Raw genomic sequence first — 249 nt, forward strand, 5'->3', positions numbered from 1 at the left:
GTACACACCAGCCATTACTGATAAAACTGCGCACCATGTTGGCCGCAAAAGCAAAGGATGCATTGGTCCACAGGTATTTGTTGTGATCCGGACCTTTAACTTCTTCCACATAGTTGAAACTACGAACAGGTACAGTGTCCGGACCATACGGCAGACGGCCCAGTACACGCGGCATCACCAGACCGATATAGCGGGCATCATCCGTCTCACGAAAGGATTTCCACTTGATGTATTCAGCACGATCAAAGT

1 protein-coding gene is annotated in these 249 nt (G+C 49.0%); it reads right to left on the reverse strand.

Translation table 11 applies throughout. The features are described from left to right. Window positions 1-249 (reverse strand): type VI secretion system contractile sheath domain-containing protein (locus tag NNO02_RS23695; RefSeq protein WP_271455917.1); only part of this gene is annotated, 249 nt, incomplete at both ends.

The sequence above is a fragment of the Citrobacter sp. Awk 2 genome (assembly GCF_028069815.1).
GTDB lineage: Bacteria > Pseudomonadota > Gammaproteobacteria > Enterobacterales > Enterobacteriaceae > Citrobacter.